Here is a 16,236-nt window from a genome sequence, read left to right as displayed (position 1 = left end):
TCAAATTCTGAAATCGCTGACGGCGCGCAAAAAACCATCAAGGTCGTCCCACGGGATCATGTGCCCCGCGCCCTCGACCGTCGTGATTTCGATGCTCGGCGCAAGGCGCTTGAACTCTGCGATGTCGGCCTCTTCGATCACCGGAGAGGCGCCGGCCACTACCAGGCGCATCGGCAAATCGAGGTGCGGCAAGTCCTGATGAATGTCGTCGGTGTGAAAACCCTTGTAGGCGGTGTCGATCGCATGAAGATCACAGCTATGGAGCCACTCCGCCCGCAGCGCGCGCTGCTCTTCGGTCCAGGTGGGGCAGAAGGTCTTCATGTCCTCCGCCGAACAGCCCCGCTGTGCCAACAGGATGGAGTCTTCGTACCAGGGCCAGGCCGAGGGATAGGGACGCCGGCCGGGTCCGCTTACCGGCGGATCGACGAGGATCAGCCCGCCAAAGACCCCCGGCGCCTTGCGAGCAGCGCGGATCGCCGTGCGTGCGCCCATCGAATGGCCAAGAACGATAGGTGCGTCCATTTCGAGCGCCTCAACAAGAGCGACAGCGTCGTCCGCCATCGCATCGAGCGAATAGTCGAGGTCTCCCCCTTGGCTGAGCCCGCGCCCCCGCACATCCAGAACATGAACTTCGAAATGCTCCGAAAGGGGTTTTGCAACGAAGTCCCAGGTGACCGCCGGCGAGGTAATCCCCGGAATCAACAGCATTTGCGGGCCGCCCTCACCGTGCTGAATCAGATGGTGCCGGATGCCGTTCGCATGGACGTTATAGCCGCGCATCGCCATCCCCTTAGTAGGCGCCAGAAAGCAGGGTGCCGCCGCCGGGCACCCGCGTGTCGAGATCGAGCGACTTGAGCATCGCCCAGGTCGTGGCGATCGCCGCGGTCAAAACGGGCTTGCCGACCTGCGCCTCGACAATCGAGACAGCGGGCAGAGACGGCATCTGCACACATGCCGACAGCACGACCGCGTCGACGTCGCCGATCTGTTCCATGCTGGCGACAATGCCGGGAAGACGGGCCGGGTCGTGCCCGGCAACCGCGAGATTGTCGGAAATCTCAAGAGCGCGCCATTCCGTCACTTCAATACCCTCACTGCGGATATAGTTCACGACCATCTCCGTCAGCGGCTTCATATAGGGAGCAACGATAGCGACCTTCTTCGCGCCAATCGCCTTGATGCCATCGACAAGCGCTCCGGCGGAGGAGACAACGGGCGCTGAATTGCCGTTGTCGACGGTGACCTGATGCAGCCTCGCCTGCGACTCGCGATGATAGCCATGCCCCATCGACATGATCGCCACGAGGCAGGCATAGCCCATCACATCGACCGCAGCGTCGGACAGTTCAAGCGCGCAGCGATCACTCGCCGCATCCATCGCGGCCAATTCTTCCTTCGTGACATGCTTCATCCGCATGCGCGAGGAATGGAAGGTGAAGCGCTCAGGCGAAATCGTCTCACGCGCACGCAAGAGTGCCGGAATCTCGGTTTCCATCGTCACGTTGGAACTCGGCACGATCTGGCCGATGCGATAGGTTCTCATGAGGATCTCCTTTACTCATATATATTAATTAGTCACTCGTATAAATACAAGCGAAATTCGCCGGCCGCATGCATTGGATACACGCCGAGCGAAGCGTTGCAGTAACAAAATCGCATAGCAACCCACCACTCTCAATATAATGTAACAGTTTCATAGCTATAAGGGGTATGCCATAAAAACCTCCGTACAAAGCTGTTGGCTTGAAGCGGTGAGGGCTTCCCACGCTATGGCAATCTCGCCTAGGCCAGACGATTATGAAAAAGTTCTGCAATACGATCAAATTCTGCGAATGCGGTATTTTCTGAAACGTCCACAATCAATTTTGTTGGGCTGTACTTGCCGCGCCGAAAGCAAAAGAACTGAGGCCAATCTGCGCAGCCATTTTTGCAGATCCGCCAACCATTGCTTGAAAATCGCCCGTTAACTCATGCAGGTCGAGCACATGGGCCGATTAGTCGACTTGAAAGCAGGCGATCAAAATAAAACCTATCACAACATCAATCCCCAATGTTTTTTGCCGGCGTTTGGTGAAGGAACTTTCCAACCTGGTTAGTCGCTTACTACCATTGAATACCTCAAGGGCTGCCACCCGACGCCGCCGATGCTTCCCCCCGACGCGAAAGCTCTCGCAGTCGTAGCTCCTTGGCACTGGGTAACGCCTGCGACGTTTATCCCCTCAAACTTTTACGCGCATTCAACTACTTGAAGCAGCAATTGAGCGCTGATCAAACATTGGCTTTCCAATGCACTATTGTGGATTTGTGAGCGCTTGAGGAAATCATCTCTCGCAATGGGACACCAACAAACCACTTTGGTAGCACAGTGAAATGGCGGATACTTGCCTCTTTCCCGAATGTGGCACGCGCAAAGCATGATGATCAAACATTCAGTTTTATCGCTGCCGGTTGCGATAGGCGAGAGGCCGAACACTATACGAGTTTTCAAAAACGCGGCGGCTAACGTCAAACCAGACACGGAAGGATTATCATTCAATTTGCCCCCGCTGCAGCGTCGCAGCGGGGGAAGTTTACCAAGAGATTTGTTTGTGGCTTCCCGGGTTAGAACCGGAAAGTAGCATCTACGCCATATGTGCGCGGCGTGCCCCGAATGAGGTAATCAAGCCCCGCAAACCTCAACGCTAAACCGTAGTTGAAATACTTCTGATTGAAGAGGTTTTTCACGCCTGCACCAACAGAAAAACGATCTCCGTTGTACGCAATCCGAGCGTTGGAAACCCAATAGCCCTTCTGGGAAACCGCTGTCGTTTGCGCAATATCAAAATAGATGCGCGAGGTATAAGACGCATCAATGTTGAGATCGACCGTCCCATCTTTAATTTCCGCGAGCACGAAGCCGCCCGTGAGGTTTAAGCTAAATTTCGCAGAATTTGATATTTGGTTCCCGGCGACAATGGTGCCGCTCGAACCTGATACGACAGCATCGTTGTCATATTCGGGATCCAGTGCACCAATGCCCACACCAAGCGTTACCCGATCTATTGGCCGCGCAGTTATCTCGGCTTCGATACCGCGGACGCGGGCACCACTGATCGAACGGAGAGGAAACAACCCCCCCGCTTCAGTCACGACGACCTGCTGGTTACGGTAGTCGGTCTGGAACAGTGAACCGTTGATCGTCAGCGTGCGATCTAGCAGGGTAGATTTGAAGCCAGCTTCATAGGTCCGCGCCGTCTCAGGGGGCGCGAAGGTGATTTCGGACGGATCACTGAACGCTTGCGCATTCACTGCACCGCTGCGATAGCCTTCGCGCATGGAGGCATAGAGCAAGACGTCGTCGGAAGGCTTCCAATTTACACCTACTTCGAAGCTGGTATTGCTAAAGGTGCTGCGGTCGGAATAGCCACTTATGGTTGGGAAGGCCAAGGGATCTATATTATCCCCTAGGAATGCGTTGAAGTTTGCAACAGCGACTTTATCCCGACTGAATCGCACACCGCCATATACGGAAACTGTCTCAGTTATTTCTAAATCGCCACGAAGATAAGCCGCATAGCTTTTGCGCTCTTGATCGAAACTATTTGACTGGACAAAACCCGTTCCGGTTGGCGTAAATCCAAAGCTGCATGCGGGACCGCAACCCGGATCGGTAAGGAGCGAATAATCGAACCCGGCATTGACCGAGTCTTTCGAATAGAAAAGACCGGCCTGAGCATTGAATGGTCCATCAAATGACGTCGCCAAACGCAACTCCTGAACGAACTGCTTGATATCTCGGCCAAAGGTGACGATCGGGTCATCCGCCTCGATAACAAGGCCGTCGTCATCTCCAATATCGACCCACTTGCCCCAGTCATAGGTCGTCACAGAGGTCAGCCTGATAACATCGGATGCATCCCAATTCATGATCAGGTTTAGCCCATCGCTGCGGATAGTCCGCTCTGGCGTGTTGGTCGTTGCAGTTTGAAAAAAGCCCAAGCCATTTCGGTTCGATCCGGGAAGACCGGACAAATTATTGCCGGGAAACAAAATTGCCGGATCATTGAAATCAATGTTCCCGGCGAACGGCGCATAGTTACGGCCACCGCTCCTAACATGGTTGTAACGTAGCGTAGCCTCAAAGCTGTTCGAGGGTTCGAACTGCAGTGCCCCTCTGAAAGCAAAGACGTCCGTCTGGTCCAGATCGCCAAGGCCCGGCGTCACGTTTTCAAGCACGCCAGTGTCATGGACGTAGAGCGCAGCAACGCGCACCGCCAGCACTCCATCTATCAAGGGAGCTTGCACGGCTCCCTGTAACCGAACACGATTAAAGTTACCGTAAGAGCCGGTTACATATCCTTCGGTCGAAAAACTAGGCTTTTTGGTTACGATGTTTACGGCACCACCTGTCGCATTCTTCCCGTAAAGCGTTCCCTGTGGGCCGCGAAGAACCTCGACGCGCTCGACGTCAAACAAAGGCATCGTTTCAAATGTTGAAAGACCGCGGATGCCTTCGTCGATATAGACGGCAATAGGCTTGCTCTGGTTCGCAGAATAGTCGGTTGAAGAAATACCCCGAATAACAAAGTTGGGCGGACCGCCTTCACCGAAGGGAGATGCGACTTGTGTATTTGGCGTAACCTTCATCAAATCGCCAATCTGCACCGCTTGGCGGGCCGCAATCGCCACTTCGCCAAAGGCGGAGACGGCAACCGGAACGTCCTGGAGACGTTGCTCGCGCCGTTGCGCGGTAACAATAATGTCGCCGGAGTCGCCTGCAACCTGCTGCTCTTCCTCGGGCGTTGCGGCATCCTGAGCATAAGCCGCCGAAGAATAAACCAGCGGCAACGAAGCGAGCGAAACTGCCAACGCAGTATGTGCTGAACCGCGTATCAATCGAGCAATCATTTCAATTCTCCCTCTTTATGTATGTCATTCCCACCGATCAGGACTCCATGGCATTCGAATTCCGCCATCCTCCTCCCGCTCGCGAACAAGCACTCCCGCCCAGAGAAGTACGGTTAAACCACCTTTGCTATAATTATCCTACTGCATAATTTATGTCATTGTCAACGTCAATGCAAGCCTATCTTAATTGCCCTCGCGGTCCACTCTGCGCCAAAAAAGCACCTAGAATATAGCATATTATCATTAGTTTATGAAATTTTTTATGGATCGAATCGGAGGAGATATGACCACCTTGCCATCCTGACATAAAATCACCACTCGCATAAATTAGTTGTGGAGAAAAGCAATTTTGCTACTAGTGTGAGTCGTTCGCGACCAGCGCGATTTTCAGGCGACGCAGCGAATGCCAGTTTGCCTGCAGACGATAGCGCAATTGTCTTTGGGGCAGTGCGAACGAGATGGAGGGGTGGATGCAGAAAACGGGAATTGTTGAGCTTCGTTCACGGCGCTATCGATCAGGCATCGGTGTTGCGATCAAGCAGGGGTTGGATGCTCTTTCGTTGAAGCCCTCGAGATCAGAACTGTTGCCGTCAAATTCGGCATCCAATGAAATTATTGGTCGTTCATGGAGGAATATATGACCCAAACAAAGGTCGCCGTCGCATCTGGGTCTGTTCAGCCCGCCGTTGACGGTCAATCCGTTGCGCTTCCGCGCTCTCTGAGCACATTCCGGCTCGCTGTCTTTGTTATCGCGGCCGTCGCGCCACTCGCCTGCGTCATTGGGGTGCTGCCCGTGGCACTTGTGTTCGGTAGTGGCACGGCCCTCCCGCTGGCATTCGTCGTTGCGACGGTCGTCACGGCATTGTTCGCAGTGGGCTATTCCGCTTTCAGTCGCGAAGTGGTGACTGGCGGCGCATTTTACACCTATATCGCGCACGGCCTCGGTCCGGTTGTAGGCTTGGGAGCAGCCGGCGTCGCGGTCGCATCATACACAATGTTTGTGCCAGGGGGATTCAGTTATCTCGGTTATATGATGCAAACCACATTCAGCGACTTGCTCGGATTCGATCTCCACTGGGTCGTTTATTCTCTGGTAGCCTGGGTAATTATCGGTTTCTTGGGCCTTCGCCAGATCGACTTCAGTGCCAGAGTGGTGCTGATCGTCATCCTTATCGAATTCATGCTACTGCTATTTTTCGATGCAATTCTTGTTGGACAGTTGGGCAGCGCGGCTTTCCCGGCTCAATCGCTCGATTTCAGCGGTCTGTTAGGTGGTGCGCCCGGTGTTGCGATCCTGCTCGCGTTTACCTGCTATTTCGGTATCGAGTCCGCTGCACTGTTTTCCGAGGAAGCAAAGTCCCCCCAAAAATCGGTGGCCCGGGCAACTTACATCGCAATCTTCATAATCGGTATCTTCTACTTCATCACTTCGTGGATTACTATAGGTGCAATTGGACCCGACAACATTAAGGGAATTCCCGAAGCAGACGTCGGCCTCGTCTATTTCAAGCTGAGTGATAAGTATGTAAATGACGCATTTACAACTATCATCCAGGCGGCTCTCGTTACCAGCATGTTTGCGACCGTTCTTTCGATGCATAATGTTGCTGCGCGCTATCTGTTCGTGCTTGGCCGTCAGGGCTTTCTGCCCCGCGTGCTCGGTCGCGCGCATCCGGTACACGGCGCGCCAACAGCAGCAAGCGCCTCGATTTCGGTCGTCGCGCTTATTGTCTTTACAAGCGCTGCATTTCTGGGGCTGCACCCAATGCTTGGACTGGGCTTGATCGTTCTTGGTTTTGCGGCGGTAGGTGTAATGTTCATGCAGGCTCTGACCAGTGTTGCGGTTGTGTCCTATTTCCGAAAGCATCCCGAACGTCACCTCTGGCAGCACGTGATCGCGCCGATATTAGCGTTTCTCGGGTTGTTGGTGGCGCTGTACTTCGCGGTGACAAACTTCGAATATCTGAGCGGCAGCCAGAATCCGGTGGTCAATCGCATTCCGATTGGCATACCGTTGGCAATGGCGGCCGGCATAGGGTTCGCGCTTTGGCTCCGCCGTTATCGTCCAGCGAAGTTCGCTGAGATGCAGCTGGACGACCTGTGATGATCTGACATTCAACGGCAGGGCGCGTCAAACATGGCTGCAGTCAACATGTATGTGAATTTTGATCGGATTTTGGATGCATCAATTTTTACGGTCCGACCCCTTTTACCTTGAAGACCAACTGAGTGAAGAAGAACGCATGATCCGCGATGCCGCGCGGGCCTACGCTCAGAACGAGTTGCAGCCCCCGGTTGCCGAGGCTTTTGCTCAGGAACACACCGATACCGCGATTTTTTCGGAAATGGGGCGCAAGGGTTGCTCGGCATCACCATTCCCGAGGCATTCGGGGGCACGGGTGCAAGTTATGTGAGCTATGGCCTCGTCACCCGGGAGGTTGAGCGTGTCGACTCCGGCTATCGTTCGATGATGTCGGTGCAATCCTCATTGGTCATGTACCCGATCCATGCGTTCGGCTCGGAAGAGCAGAAGGCGAAGTATCTGCCCGGCCTGACAAGCGGCGAACTGATCGGTTGCTTTGGCCTCACCGAACCGGATGCAGGATCCGATCCGGCTGGAATGAAAACCCGAGCGCGCAAGGTCGATGGAGGATACGTGCTGACGGGAGCCAAGACCTGGATCTCGAACGCTCCGATCGCCGACGTCTTCATTGTGTGGGCGACTTCGGAAGTTCATGGCGGGAAGATCCGCGGGTTTATCCTTGAAAAGGGAATCAAGGGTCTCGACGCCCCCAAGATATCTGGAAAATTGTCACTTCGCGCCTCGATCACGGGCATGATCATGATGGACGAGGTCTTCGTACCGGATGATGCCCTGCTACCAGGCGTCGAGGGGATTCGCGGGCCATTCAGTTGCCTCAACTGCGCCCGCTACGGCATCAGCTGGGGTGCGCTTGGAGCGGCCGAGTTTTGCTATGCCGCTGCCTGCCAATATGGGCTGGATCGAAAACAGTTTGAACGACCGCTGGCGGCAACCCAGCTCTGTCAGAAGAAGTTGGCGGATATGGCAACTTACATCGCCTTGGGTCTGCAGGCGAGTCTGCGGGTGGGCCACCTGATGGACGACGATCGCTTCGCACCCGAGATAATCTCGATGGTCAAGCGCAACAATGTCGGCAGGGCGCTGGACATTGCGCGCGCCGCTCGCGACATGCATGGTGGAAATGGTATTTCAGAAGAATATCAGGTCATCCGCCATATGGTCAACCTCGAGACGGTCAACACCTACGAGGGTACCCATGATGTCCACGCCCTGATTATCGGCAGGGCCATCACGGGGATCGCGGCTTTCTGATGCAGCAAGAAACCGCGAGCGTAAACCAGCCGCTCAAGGGCCTAAGGGTCCTTGAACTGGCCCGAATTCTGGCCGGCCCGTGGGCCGGACAGCTCCTCGGGGATCTTGGCGCGGACGTATTGAAGGTAGAAAGTCCGGACGGCGACGACACGCGCCGATGGGGGCCGCCATTTATCGACAATGGCAACGGGACACATGACGCAGCTTATTTCCACGCCTGCAATCGCGGGAAGCGTTCGATTACCGCCGACTTCGGCAGGCCCGAGATCTCGAGGAGGTGCGCCGCCTGGCGATCGAAGCCGATGTCGTTTTCGAAAATTTTAAGGTGGGCGGTCTGGCCAAGTTCGGGCTGGACTATGCAAGCCTCTCGGCCCTGAACCCCCGCCTCATATATTGCTCCATCAGTGGCTTTGGTCAGGACGGTCCTTATGCCGCTCGTGCCGGCTATGATTTCATCGTGCAGGGTCTGAGCGGGATCATGGACCTTACAGGCGAACCCGCCGGCGCACCGCAGAAAATCGGCGTGGCATTGGCTGACATCGTGACCGGCCTATATGCCGTCATCGGCATCCAGGCCGCCCTCACGCGCCGTGAACGGACCGGCCGCGGTGACCATGTGGATGTTGCCCTGCTTGACTGCATGACCGGTGTTCTTGCCAATCAAGCGATGAACTACCTGGCGACGCAGGAAAATCCGGTCCGACTGGGCAACGCACATCCGAATATCGCACCCTATGCAGTGTTCCCGGCCAAGGATGGCTGGCTAATACTTGCGGTGGGCAACGATGGTCAGTTTGACCGCTTTTGCAAAGTAGTCGGACTCGACGAACTATCGGCGTCGTCTTCATTCGCGACCAATTCTTCGCGGGTAGCCAACCGGGACGAATTGACCACCATCATCAGCGCAATCACGCAAAATTGGTTGCGTGACGACTTACTGGGTGCGCTGGAGGCCGCGACGGTACCAGCTGGCCCAATCAATACAGTTGCCCAGGTGTTGGCTGATCCCCAGATTACGGCGCGCGGACTGGTAAGACGATTTGATCGAGCCGGCGCGTCCCCGGTCGAGGGGATACGCACGCCGCTTATATTTGAGCATGCCGGCCTGTCACTCGACTGCGGATCGCCCTTGCTAGGACGAGATCAGCCCTGCTGGCTTTGAAGGTCAGTACTCCCCGAGGCAGCGATCGTCACATTGGACGCATTGCAGCACTAGGAAACAACCAGCGCCCGCCGCAAATCTAAGCCAACGTCACTCCTTGTTACGCTTGTTCGGCGACCGATGAAAGCGGGTTCGGGCGATCGACTGAAGCACCTCGCCGTCCCCACATCGAGCGCGATTGGCCCAACAAAGACACGATGACACCGCCCCGCCCGCCGACCGCGCCTACTTTGCAGTAAGCTTGCCGGCCGAACAGGAGGAGTTCTCGGCTTCCGGCCGCGAGTGATGATCGCAACGTCGAGAATGTCATAGCCGACATAGTCGAAGGCGTCTGCAAGGACCGGAAATATCCAGCAAAGGGCCGGAAAGCCAATCGGCCCGGCTCTGGAAGACAGACTAATGAGCCTTGTACATGACCTGAGGGTGCACCGCGTGCAGCGCCCCCGAACTTGATCGGGAAGACCCTTGACATCGTGCGGCGGTTCAATACCGCGATGGGCTTCCCAGAAGCAATCAGTTGCCGAAGCCACCTGCTTGCCACATCTCCCGCACTACTCGCCAACCATGAACTGTACGCTTCAGCACGAAAAGCTGGCGAATCGTCTCTTGCTTCGTGGTCGCGGGCGGGTTAGGCTGACAAGTCAATACCGCAAACACCGAAGCCATGTCCCGGTCCGACGAGACAACAGTATCCTGCACGGCAAAGGCGCAGCCCTTATTGCCATTGGGGCCAAGATAAGCAAACCAGTCGTCAAGAGCTTTTACGGACGCCTCGATCCCACGCCTCGCCGCAACATCCCCCTCGCCGGTGATAATCACATCGTGGCTATAAAATCGCTCTGCGAGTTCGGTCGACGTCAAACCATCACGATTGGCCTGATCTTGGTCGGCGTAGAAGGCATGGAGCTCCTGGACGACATCGGCTGGCGCCGCTTGCACAGGCGTTTCGTGCGCCGCCGCTGATAGCGAAGGGGCACACATCAATGCGAGCAGAGCCAAGCGCGTCTTAAGGTTACAGGTCATATAATCTCCTCATTTCCCTGTGACAATACGGCAGCTTACTGGGCCGCATATAATTAATTCTACACCGAGATAATTATCTGTCTGCGATTTGGGTGTCAAGCGAGGATTGGCGGTTGGGCGGCATGCCTGGAAAGTCCCCATTCCATATCGGGCCTCACAGCCCGGCCAAACCACTATCGCGGCGGGCGGGGCATAAGCAGCTAGATCTGCCGCATCCCTCGCGCCACTGCTGAAAATCCCGGCCACGCCAAAAGGAGACACGCCAAATCGAGTTCAGGTCGCCAATGAGCCGTAATCCTGCTCGAAAGACACCTGGGATGACATCGAGCCGCCTTGCCGCGCCGACGTCCTCTCCGCCCGCAGACGAAAGTTTCGAATCGCCAAACCACGGTATGGTCTTGTCGGGCAGAGTGCGAGGGCCATGTCCTATGAAGATGCGCGAGGCCACGACATCGCCAAGACTCGCATCGACCCGCAGTGAGCGCGCCGCGAGAATCTTTTCCTCATGTCGCTCGTCTCGCAGTGCAAGCCCATAATTCGTCGATTGCAGAATTGATTTGCATGTCGGATCGTGGCGGAATATAAGCCGTAGTCTCGCCGCGACGCGTTCAACCGGACCGACCCGGGTGCCGCACATAGCGGGCAGGTAATGAACCGCATTGCGAAGGTGGAATGGATGGATAGCGGGCTCGGCGTGCGGCCGGTAAAGACATTGGCTATCGCGTGCATCCTTTACGCGCTTTCGATCATCCTGATCAATATCGCGCCATTCTTTGTCGGGCTCTACGTCGATACGCTTCACATAAGCTTGAGCGAAGCGGGGTTTGTCCAAACCATTGATCAAGCAGGCGGCATCATCGGGGCCGTCCTAGGCTTCTTTCTCATGCCGCGCCTCTCCTGGCGGACGCTGTCATTTTGCGCTGCGTTCGTGGCAACGATGGCCAATGCGGCAACGGCGTTGGCCGACAGTTACGTACTTCTGTGCCTGATCAGGTTTGTCGCAGGGTTTGCGGTAGTCCTGTTGACTACAGTCTCCGCATGCACCCTGGCCCGCGCGCGCGTCCCGGACCGTGCATTTGGGTTTGGACTGATGCTCGGCATGCTTCTTTCCGCCGTCGCGATCTGGGTGCTGGATGCGATAAGGACGGATTTTGGCTACAGCGCAAGCTTGGGATCGGGTGCTCTGTGGCTTTGCATCGCCGCGGGCCTTGCGCTGATGCTTCCTCGCGACCTGCGCGGGCGGACAGATAAGGCAGGCGCCTTCAGCGCCGACCCGGAACAGGCAAATATGCGCGTACTCGGCAAGGTCGGCCTCATCGCGCTGCTACTCTTTTCCATAAGCGCCAACGTCGGCTTCAGCTTTACCGAACGGGTAGGACTGGACAACGGCTTGGCGCCGAGCGCTATAGCCAGATCCTTCGCGATCGGCTGCATATTTTCCTTGGCCGGTTGCCTTTTGCCGACGATATTCGGTGCAGCTGGCGGGCGGATAAAATGGCTGTCTATAACGACTGCGTTTTTCATCATTGCACTTTGGCTCTTCTACACGGCCACAACAATTACCCTATATATTGTCGCCTTCTCCATATATCTTTCGGTATTCAATATGGGCCTTGCCTACTATATGTCCGTGGTAGCGGAAAATGATCCCGAGGAACATTATACGCGGGCGATATATATCGTAAATGTTACCGCTCAATCGCTTGGCCCCGCCATTGGCGCCCTGATACTGATAGGTTATCCTATCACCATTGTGTTCTTGATTGCTCCTATAACCGCAATAGGTGCCCTGCTCTTGGTAGCTTTTTATACATCGCGGCAGCCGCGCAATTTGCCGGCATCCCTCTAGATTGGCCGGAAGCGTGACTGGGACTTGGCGGGTCGCCCTAGTTCGGCGTGGCAATGGTTCAACTTTGGAAAGGTAAGATCATTGGCGAGTTCAAACGACCAGGATTTGGTCGACCCGGTAAAGATTTTTGACTTCGGCAGCACATCGATGCTCGATTCCTCCGATCTGTGGGCGACGCTCTAATGGCAGCGGCAGCTGATGATTCGACGCCCCGCGGGTCCGGTGGCCGTTCATCGCCGCCGCATGCCGGAAAGTCCTTCTGGATTCGTGACTTTGGCGACTATTCTTCAAATCCCGACCTGAATACGGATATACAGTGCGACATCCTCGTCATCGGCGGTGGCATTGCAGGCCTTTCATCGGCCTGGCATGCCGCAAAAAGCGGCTTGGGCAAGGTTGTCCTGATCGAGAGCGAGATCATCGGCTTCGGAGCGAGCGGCCGCGCGGCGGGCTGGATCATGCCCCAGTTCGGGATGGACCAATTGTCCATCCGCAAGACATATGGCGTCGAGCGATCCAGAGCGGCCTTCGCATATTGTCGGCGCGCAACCGCTTATACGCGCGAGATCATCGAGCAAAATGGCATCGAAAGCGATTATCGCGTGCCCGGCCTTATGCGGGTGGCCTTTGACGACCGTTGGGTGGACGATCTCCATGACCTGTATTCGACCTACCAGGATATCGGTGTGGATACGGTCTCATGGCTGACCGCACCGGACGTGCAGGCCCATTATAACGGGAATAGCAACTTCAAAGCAGCCATCTCCGACACGGACCTTGGCTTGCTCAACCCCTGCAAACAAGTGCGCGCCCTTAAGAGACTGGCCGAAGCGGCGGGCGTTACGGTCTATGAAAACACCTCCGCGACACATATCGAGCGACGGCCCGGCGGCGTGCGGGTCATGACGCCGGGCGGCTCGATTCAGGCGAGCAAGGTGGTGATTGCCACAAACGCTTTCACGCACCAACTGCAAGGGCCAGTCGGCCGAGAACTCGCTTCGTACCAGGCACCGGTGTTCGCGCGCGGCGCGGTGACGGAGCGGCTTTCTGACAAGCAGTGGGCCGAAATTGGCTGGAAGCAGGGCAATGCGATCGAAAGCTCGCTTGACCTGTTTCACTATATGGCGCCCACCGCCGACCAACGTATCCAGTTCTACTTCATCTATTATGGCGGCCATCCCGTATGCAATGAGATGGAACCGGCGGTCAGCGCCAAGGGTGCGGACGTCTCGCTGGCACATCTGAAACGCATATTCCCGGCTCTCCGAGACGTCCGGTTGGAGCATAATTGGGGCGGGCACATGTCGGCCACGCGCGACATGGTCCCTCACTTGACGAGTATCGGTGATCAGCGCGTTATCTACATCGGCGGCTGCTGGGGCCATGGCCTTGCCATCAACCACCTGCATGGCCAGACAGTGGCAGACATGTTGGCGGAACGGTCAACGGACCTCACCGATTTCTGGATTGTCGATCGGAAGCCCAAGAGTTGGCCGGTTTGGCCTCTCGATTTTATCGGCAAGCAGCTCGCCTGGTCTTTGCTCAAGCGCAAAGTGCGTAAGCAGATACGGGGATCCATTTTCGAGGGATGCGACGGTGAGCTCCAGGAATAGGGCTACCTGCTACGGGCAGCTTGTCGCCGACCAGATGCATCTGCCGCATCGTCTCCGGCCAAAGCCCCTCCCCCTCAAACCGCGATCACACCGCGTGACTCACAACACAACGGGTCGGATCCATCCCTTCACGCTCAAAAGAGAGCTTGAATCGCCTTTTCCCGAAAATGAAGAGATCCATTGACCCCAAGCCTTAACGCCCGCTCGCAAACTGGTCCCACCCGTTCGCTTCGCGGACGAAAGGTTTCTCGATCAAATAGTTGATATCGCCGATTGGCGTTTGGTCCATCTCTCGACCGACCCGATGACCTGAATGGACCGCATCAGCCATTGTACCTGGCGCAAAGCAGTCACCAATTGCGTGGACGGTGAACATCGGTGGGTTCTCTGCAACTGTTCTACGTAAATCATGAAGCAAGCCGTCGTTCGGTGACCGGAGGCAGACCATTACCACCGTCGCCGCGGGCAAACGGATTGCTTTGCCGGTATAGATACAATGCGCCTCCACCTCGTCGGCACCGATCTCCACCAGGCGTCTCGCTGTAACAAGCTTCACGCCGAGTTTAAGCAGGGTCTGGTGAACGGCCTCTCGCTCGGATGTATATTTGAGCAGCGGGGAAGGTTCCGGATCAGGGGTAAGGAGCGTGACATCCAGCCCTTGCTTGGCAAGCTTCTCGGCGATGACACCTCCAAGATAATAACCTTCATCGTCATTTATAACGACCGGCCCTTCGATCGTCCGGCCCGCCATCACGTTGTCGGGCGTGATGACGTGCGGCTGGTCCCAACCGTTGACGGGAAATCTGTTCGCTTTGCCGATTCCGTCCCGGTCCCATGTCGATCCGGTTGCGACGACTATCGTTGTGAAGTCGAAATCGGCCACATCGGAAGCTTCAATTTCGCTTCCGAGGTAAATGTCGACATTCGCCAGCTTATGGATCTGACCAATTCGATAATCGGCTACGCGCCGGTAGGTGGACAGACCGGGAAGCGCCGATTCAAGCACGGAGCGTCCACCCAGAAAATTGCTCCGTTCCGAAAGCGCAACAGAATAGCCACGCCTTCCAAGCGTGAGAGTCGCTTCGAGTCCTGCCGGGCCGCCCCCAATTACCAGGATGCGTTCATCGGACATTTTTGCCGGAACCCGCTCCGGGTGCCAGCCGCGCCGCCACTCTTCGCCGGTTGTCGGGTTTTGCGTGCAACGAATTGCGCCGCCCATATATTGCATGGAAAGGCACGTGTTGCAGCCTATGCACTCACGAATATCCTCGATGCGGCCTTCTTCTATTTTCTTTGGCAGAAAAGGGTCGGCAATCGACGGACGCGCCGCACCGATCAGATCGACCAACCCATTTTTGATGAGCGACACCATGCGATCTGGCGACGTGTATCTCCCGACAGCGACCACCGGCTTGCTTGTCACCTGTTTCACGAAGGCAGTGAATGGCTCCTGCCACCCTTCGTCGGCAAAGCGGGCAGTCATCACATCGAGATTGATGTTCTGAACATTGACATCCCACAGATCGGGCAGCTCGGCCAGCATCTCGACGACCCGCCGACCATCGCCGCTACAGGTGTAACCCGCATCGCCAAGGCCTTCGTCCACCCCAAAACGGACGGCAACGGCACAGTCGGATCCGATCTCTTCTTTGGTGTCCTCGATCAACTCACGCAAAAGCCTGGCGCGATTCTCGATAACGCCCCCATATTCATCCGTTCGCCGGTTGACACGCTGCGTAATAAAGTCGCCGGGCAAGCCCATCATGTGGCTTGCGTAAACATATACGATGTCGAAGCCGATATCGCGTGCGCGCCGGGCAGCAGCGCGGTGCCATCTTCTGACATCGCTGATATCCTGCTTGTCCATCTGCCGGACGACAGCTGGTACATCCATTGCCGGCCTGGGCGAGGCCGACATCGGGCGTTCTCTGGACATGCGGTTTCCGGCCAGGGCACCCTGATGGGTCAATTCGCACCCGGCAAGGGCGCCATGCTTTTGAACCGCCTCGACCATGAGCTGAAGCCCAGGCTTGTCATCGTCCGACCAGAGCCGCTCCCCACCGCTGGGGGACGAATCCGAAGAAGGATGGATCATACAGAGTTCGGTGTTCACGACGCCCCATCCGCCTTCGGCCTTTATCTCCCGAAATTTTGCGGTAGCGTGCGGAGAAAATGTACCAAGCGCCGTACAATGCGGAACCTGATAAAAGCGATTTTTGGTGGTCTTGGGCCCGATTTTCACGGACTCGAAGAGAATATCAAATCGTGGATCGCGCATCTTGCCATCTCCTTCTGTTTACCGTTCCCACCGGTCGCAAATATCCCCGGCAGACCAACGCCGCAGCCT

General features: G+C 56.2%; 9 protein-coding genes and 2 pseudogenes. 6 read left to right on the top strand and 5 right to left on the bottom strand.

The annotated features are described in order from the left end of the window. From ndpF to ACFSAG_RS14780, 3 genes are all read right to left on the bottom strand, one after another. Positions 1–780 carry an N-formylmaleamate deformylase gene (ndpF, locus tag ACFSAG_RS14790; protein WP_381516398.1) on the bottom strand — a complete coding sequence of 260 codons (780 nt, stop codon included), beginning with the start codon at positions 778–780 and terminating at the stop codon, positions 1–3. A 10-nt stretch (positions 781–790) separates the two neighbouring features. Next, complete coding sequence (ndpH, locus tag ACFSAG_RS14785; protein WP_465270199.1) at positions 791–1,543, bottom strand: maleate isomerase; 753 nt, start codon at positions 1,541–1,543, stop codon at positions 791–793. 1,058 nt (positions 1,544–2,601) lie between these two features. Continuing rightward, on the bottom strand, positions 2,602–4,887 hold the full coding sequence (locus tag ACFSAG_RS14780) for a TonB-dependent receptor (RefSeq protein ID WP_158899539.1): 2,286 nt from the start codon (positions 4,885–4,887) through the stop codon (positions 2,602–2,604). 637 nt (positions 4,888–5,524) lie between these two features. Here ACFSAG_RS14780 and ACFSAG_RS14775 point away from each other — a divergent pair. The 4 genes and pseudogenes from ACFSAG_RS14775 to ACFSAG_RS14760 all read left to right on the top strand — a co-directional run bounded on the left by ACFSAG_RS14775 (position 5,525) and on the right by ACFSAG_RS14760 (position 9,404). Beyond that, the gene (locus tag ACFSAG_RS14775) at positions 5,525–6,991 is read left to right on the top strand and encodes an APC family permease (protein ID WP_158899541.1); all 1,467 of its coding nucleotides are present in this window, start codon (positions 5,525–5,527) and stop codon (positions 6,989–6,991) included. A gap of 76 nt (positions 6,992–7,067) precedes the next feature. Then, positions 7,068–7,393, top strand: a pseudogene (locus tag ACFSAG_RS14770) (acyl-CoA dehydrogenase family protein); the annotation flags it as partial. Further along, on the top strand, positions 7,382–8,242 hold the full coding sequence (locus ACFSAG_RS14765; RefSeq protein WP_381516435.1) for an acyl-CoA dehydrogenase family protein: 861 nt from the start codon (positions 7,382–7,384) through the stop codon (positions 8,240–8,242). The pseudogene ACFSAG_RS14770 and the gene ACFSAG_RS14765, both read left to right, overlap by 12 nt. Further along, positions 8,242–9,404: pseudogene (locus tag ACFSAG_RS14760) on the top strand (CaiB/BaiF CoA transferase family protein). Before ACFSAG_RS14765 ends, ACFSAG_RS14760 begins: the two are co-directional and overlap by 1 nt. Before the next feature lie 513 nt (positions 9,405–9,917). Here ACFSAG_RS14760 and ACFSAG_RS14755 read toward each other — a convergent pair. Continuing rightward, positions 9,918–10,427 (bottom strand): hypothetical protein, encoded by a 510-nt coding sequence (locus ACFSAG_RS14755; protein WP_158899543.1) that lies wholly within the window; start codon positions 10,425–10,427, stop codon positions 9,918–9,920. Positions 10,428–11,076: 649 nt separating this feature from the next. On the opposite strand from ACFSAG_RS14755, the gene ACFSAG_RS14750 reads away from it, so the two are divergent. Together ACFSAG_RS14750 and ACFSAG_RS14745 are read left to right on the top strand one after the other, a co-directional pair. Further along, a complete protein-coding gene (locus ACFSAG_RS14750; RefSeq protein ID WP_158899545.1) occupies positions 11,077–12,276 on the top strand; it encodes an MFS transporter in 1,200 nt (399 codons plus the stop codon). Between the two features lie 182 nt (positions 12,277–12,458). Continuing rightward, positions 12,459–13,889 (top strand): NAD(P)/FAD-dependent oxidoreductase, encoded by a 1,431-nt coding sequence (locus ACFSAG_RS14745; RefSeq protein ID WP_381516393.1) that lies wholly within the window; start codon positions 12,459–12,461, stop codon positions 13,887–13,889. A 193-nt stretch (positions 13,890–14,082) separates the two neighbouring features. Here the strand turns inward: ACFSAG_RS14745 and ACFSAG_RS14740 are convergent, their stop codons facing one another. Then, positions 14,083–16,167 (bottom strand): oxidoreductase, encoded by a 2,085-nt coding sequence (locus ACFSAG_RS14740; protein WP_381516390.1) that lies wholly within the window; start codon positions 16,165–16,167, stop codon positions 14,083–14,085. Positions 16,168–16,236: the final 69 nt, after the last annotated feature.

It is taken from the genome of Sphingorhabdus buctiana (genome assembly GCF_042680825.1).
Lineage (GTDB): Bacteria > Pseudomonadota > Alphaproteobacteria > Sphingomonadales > Sphingomonadaceae > Sphingorhabdus_B > Sphingorhabdus_B buctiana.
This window is presented reverse-complemented; position numbering and strand designations above follow the sequence as displayed.

Excerpts from the sequence above, each read along its gene's own strand:
- ndpF (WP_381516398.1), bottom strand. The coding sequence starts at position 780 with ATGCGCGGCTATAACGTCCATGCGAACGGCATCCGGCACCATCTGATT.
- ndpH (WP_465270199.1), bottom strand. The coding sequence starts at position 1,543 with ATGAGAACCTATCGCATCGGCCAGATCGTGCCGAGTTCCAACGTGACG.
- ACFSAG_RS14780 (WP_158899539.1), bottom strand. The coding sequence starts at position 4,887 with ATGATTGCTCGATTGATACGCGGTTCAGCACATACTGCGTTGGCAGTT.
- ACFSAG_RS14775 (WP_158899541.1), top strand. The coding sequence starts at position 5,525 with ATGACCCAAACAAAGGTCGCCGTCGCATCTGGGTCTGTTCAGCCCGCC.
- ACFSAG_RS14765 (WP_381516435.1), top strand. The coding sequence starts at position 7,382 with ATGTACCCGATCCATGCGTTCGGCTCGGAAGAGCAGAAGGCGAAGTAT.
- ACFSAG_RS14755 (WP_158899543.1), bottom strand. The coding sequence starts at position 10,427 with ATGACCTGTAACCTTAAGACGCGCTTGGCTCTGCTCGCATTGATGTGT.
- ACFSAG_RS14750 (WP_158899545.1), top strand. The coding sequence starts at position 11,077 with ATGAACCGCATTGCGAAGGTGGAATGGATGGATAGCGGGCTCGGCGTG.
- ACFSAG_RS14745 (WP_381516393.1), top strand. The coding sequence starts at position 12,459 with ATGGCAGCGGCAGCTGATGATTCGACGCCCCGCGGGTCCGGTGGCCGT.
- ACFSAG_RS14740 (WP_381516390.1), bottom strand. The coding sequence starts at position 16,167 with ATGCGCGATCCACGATTTGATATTCTCTTCGAGTCCGTGAAAATCGGG.